Below are 3,282 nucleotides of genomic sequence, written 5' to 3'. Positions count from 1 at the left end.
GGGTGGGTGGCGATGATCATCTTCATGCTGTGGCGCCGATCTCGATTCGACCCCGAAACGCAAACACCGACGGCGCACGCAGCTTGAGTCGAGCTTGGTAGCGCTGCCGGCGCTGGTTGGCGCTGAGGCGGCGATAGCGGGTTGTCTCGGTGGGCTTGAGGGTCCAGCGCATCTGGGTGCGCTCGTTGTTGGGTACGCCGCAGACCTTGCCGCGTGCGTAGATGAACTTGGCGTCGCGCAGGCGGATCAGGTTGGTGGCCACACAGCGCAAGTCAGCATCCAGCTCGTCGACCAGGTCGCAGGAGCGCAGATCGCCAAGCGTGTGCAGCGCCAGCAGCAGGCGATGTGCCAGGGTGCCGAAGCGCACGAAGCCTTGCGACAAGCCGGGGTTGCGGCATGGCGGCTTGTAGGGCCAGGCGGTGGGGCTCATGCCTGCGGCTCCTTCCGATGCGGCCAGACACAGATCACCGGCTGATGGTTGCCCATGGCCAGCGGCGCGCAGGGCTGGCGCTCGATGGTGACGACGACGCCGAGCTTCTCGGCCTCGCGCAGCAGCGCTTCGGCAAGCGCCTGGATCAGGGCCTTGTCGGCCAGGGTGGGGATCTTGGTGGGTTGCATGGTGCTGGATCCTCAGAGCAGGAAGTCTTCGAGCCGGCCGCCCTCGGCGAGCCGGGCCTTCAGCCACTTGGGCTGCAGGCCTCGGCCGCTCCAGGTCTCGCCGGTGCCGGGGTTGCGGTACTTGATGCCAGGCTTGCTTGCCGCTGCTGGCTCCCGTGGGGCGTAGCCGGCTGGCGGCGGCGATGGGAAGGGCCAGGCCGGTAGGAACTTGGCGGCGGGCGCGGGCGATGGTGCCGGGGCGTGGGTCTTCACGAAAGCCTCGGTGGCATCGGCCGGCGCGTCGTTGACCGGCTCTCCGAGACGGCGGGACTCCCTGTTGCGCACAATGGTCTCCGCGCCTTCGTCGGCCTCGGCCTGAAGCGCTGCCGTGTCGATGCCGTAGTGCGCCGCGAGTAGTAGCGCCGGGTTGTCGGCGCTGTAGCTCTGCATGTCTTCCAGCGAATAGCCCTCGGTCACCGCCTCGGCATACAGCGAGTACACGAACATGCGGCCCAGGTCGTCGCCGCCCAGGCTGGCTAGCTTTGGGCGCAGCGCAGAGAGGCGCATGGCGCCGTGCTCGCCCTCGGGCCAGCCCATCTGGGTGAACACCAGCTTGCTGGCCTCGGCGCTGGCGTCATCCATGAGCCGCTCGATGGCGATACGCAGCGCCAGCAGCGGCAAGTCGTCGGCCTGGTCGATCTGCGCAGCCAGCTGCTTGGCGAGCATCTCGCTGAAAAGCTCGCTGCTGCAGCTGTCCACCGCGGCGCGCTGCTGCAGCGGCGACAGCGGTTGGGGCTTGGGCGATGCGGGGGCCTTGGCGGCCAGCTGGCTGACCTCCTGCTGGGTGTGCTTGGGCGCCTCGGGGCTCAGCTCGGCCACGCGGCGCTTGGGCTTGGGCGCCTCCTGGCGCAGCAGTGCTTGGGCCTTGAGGATCTTGCGCACGGCCTCCTCCGGCACGATGCTGACGATCTCGCCGTTGGACAACTCCAGCGTGATCGCGTCACGCTGCTTGGCGCCAAAGATCTCGCGTAGGGTGCGCGTGTCGTCAGTCAGCCCCGGCTGCGCCTGGTCGAGCCACAGGAAGCCATGCGGCGCCACGCTGGGCGTAGGCATGAGCTTGCTGGCGGCTTCGCCCTCCAGCACCGTGTGCCCGGCGGCGCGCGCGGCGTCCATCTGCTTGTCGCGCTGCTCGCCGGCCTTGGCATGAAAACACGCCCGGTCCTGGCAGCTGTCACCGGCCTTCACATCGGCCTCGCCGAACAGATCGGGGTTGGCGCCCGTGCGCTTGGTGCATTGGCTGCAGGGGCCCGCGATGTGGTACGTGGCCTCGATGTCGAACGGCGCATTGCTCAGGCGCAGCATGAACTCTTTGCGCACGTAGGCCTCAGCGGCGCGGAAGGTCAGCGGCTCGCCGCCGAATCCGGCGACGATGTGCTTGTAGGCGACGATCTGGTCGGCCGGGTTCACGATGGTGGACACCAGCAGCGCAATCGTCGGCATGAACTCGTCGGCCAGGAAAGCCTGGCGTACCTCGTCGCACAAGTCCAGCAGGCTCAGGCGGTTGAACACCCAGCGGCGACTCTTGCTCAGGATGTGCATGACCTCTTTGATGGTGGCGCCCGTGGTGGCCATCAGCCGCCGGATGCCTTCGGCTTCTTCCAGCGCGTGCAGGCTCTCGCGGTCGATGTTCTCTTTGAGCTGGATCTGCAGGGCCTGCGCGTCGGTGAGGTCGCGAACCAGCGTCAGCAGCGTCTCCATGCCGGCGATCTTGCTGGCGCGCCAGCGGCGCTCGCCGGCCACGATCTCATAACGCGGCTGGCCGTTGCCCTCGCTGAAGGCGGGGTTGTGGCGCGCCAGTACGGGCTGGAACACACCGCCCAGCTCCCGGATGCCTTCGGCCAGCTCGTTGAGCTTGGCGGCGTCGAACTTGCGGCGCGGGTTGGTGGGGCTGGGCGCGAGCAAGCCCAGCGGGATGTGCAGCGCGGGCTCTTGCTTGAGGCCGGCGCCGGGCTTGAGGGTGACGAGCACGGGCTCGATGGTGTCGGTGGTCATGCGGGGCTCCGGTGATCAGGCCTCGCGCAGCACGATGCACTGCGCGGCGTTGTCGGGATGGGCGCGGAACGCGAAGCGCTTGGCCTTGTTGCCCGCCTGCTTGACGTAGTCCTGCGCGGCCTTGGCGATGGCGCCGCGATAGCGCTTGTCGATGTCGATGGCGGTCTTCGGCGCATCGAGCTTGTCGAGCGCGGCGAAGTAGGCGGCGCGACGCGAATCGACGCGGCCGGGGTCTTGCACATCGCGACGCACGGTGATCGCCGCGACATCGAGAACCGGCAGCGGAGAGCGCCTGCTGGCTGGCGCCGACGCTGCCCCGGCAGCGGGTGCAAGCACGGGCGCCGGGGAAGGGTCAGGTGTTGCGCCCAGCTTAGGGCCGGCCGCATACACCCAGGCCTGCGTTTCGTCCTTGCGGCGCACCAACAGCCCGTTTGCAACGCAACCCGCCAGCAGTGCAGGCACCGAGGAGACGGAGCAACCAAATTTGCTGGCGATGTCGCGCGGCTCCAGCTCTTCATCGCGTCGCGACCGAAAGAACTGAAGGGTTCGCCCAGCCAATGTGTCGGCTTGTGGTTCGTAGCTCATGCTGCCGCTCCCATCACCGCCCCGCCGCGCGGCGCCTGGCTGGCGGCC

4 protein-coding genes are annotated in these 3,282 nt (G+C 68.4%); all 4 read right to left on the bottom strand.

Going from position 1 to position 3,282, the window contains the following annotated elements:
- Window positions 1-22 precede the first annotated feature (22 nt).
- The 4 genes from ABGI63_RS25685 to ABGI63_RS25670 are packed head-to-tail and all read right to left on the bottom strand — an operon-like array spanning window position 23 to window position 3,234.
- Window positions 23-430, bottom strand: a complete 408-nt coding sequence (locus tag ABGI63_RS25685) for a hypothetical protein (protein ID WP_349745358.1) — start codon at window positions 428-430, stop codon at window positions 23-25.
- A complete protein-coding gene (locus tag ABGI63_RS25680) occupies window positions 427-618 on the bottom strand; it encodes a hypothetical protein (RefSeq protein WP_349745351.1) in 192 nt (63 codons plus the stop codon). The genes ABGI63_RS25685 and ABGI63_RS25680 overlap by 4 nt, the downstream gene beginning before the upstream one ends.
- A gap of 12 nt (window positions 619-630) precedes the next feature.
- Window positions 631-2,649 carry a ParB/RepB/Spo0J family partition protein gene (locus tag ABGI63_RS25675; protein WP_349745357.1) on the bottom strand — a complete coding sequence of 673 codons (2,019 nt, stop codon included), beginning with the start codon at window positions 2,647-2,649 and terminating at the stop codon, window positions 631-633.
- 15 nt (window positions 2,650-2,664) lie between these two features.
- Complete coding sequence (locus ABGI63_RS25670; RefSeq protein WP_349745356.1) at window positions 2,665-3,234, bottom strand: hypothetical protein; 570 nt, start codon at window positions 3,232-3,234, stop codon at window positions 2,665-2,667.
- Window positions 3,235-3,282: the final 48 nt, after the last annotated feature.

This window comes from Roseateles cavernae, assembly GCF_040187885.1.
In the GTDB taxonomy this organism is placed as follows: Bacteria; Pseudomonadota; Gammaproteobacteria; order Burkholderiales; family Burkholderiaceae_C; genus Roseateles_E; species Roseateles_E cavernae.
This window is presented reverse-complemented; position numbering and strand designations above follow the sequence as displayed.

What these genes read in the sequence shown, in the direction of transcription:
- ABGI63_RS25685 (WP_349745358.1), bottom strand. Translation starts at nt 430, where the DNA reads ATGAGCCCCACCGCCTGGCCCTACAAGCCGCCATGCCGCAACCCCGGC.
- ABGI63_RS25680 (WP_349745351.1), bottom strand. Translation starts at nt 618, where the DNA reads ATGCAACCCACCAAGATCCCCACCCTGGCCGACAAGGCCCTGATCCAG.
- ABGI63_RS25675 (WP_349745357.1), bottom strand. Translation starts at nt 2,649, where the DNA reads ATGACCACCGACACCATCGAGCCCGTGCTCGTCACCCTCAAGCCCGGC.
- ABGI63_RS25670 (WP_349745356.1), bottom strand. Translation starts at nt 3,234, where the DNA reads ATGAGCTACGAACCACAAGCCGACACATTGGCTGGGCGAACCCTTCAG.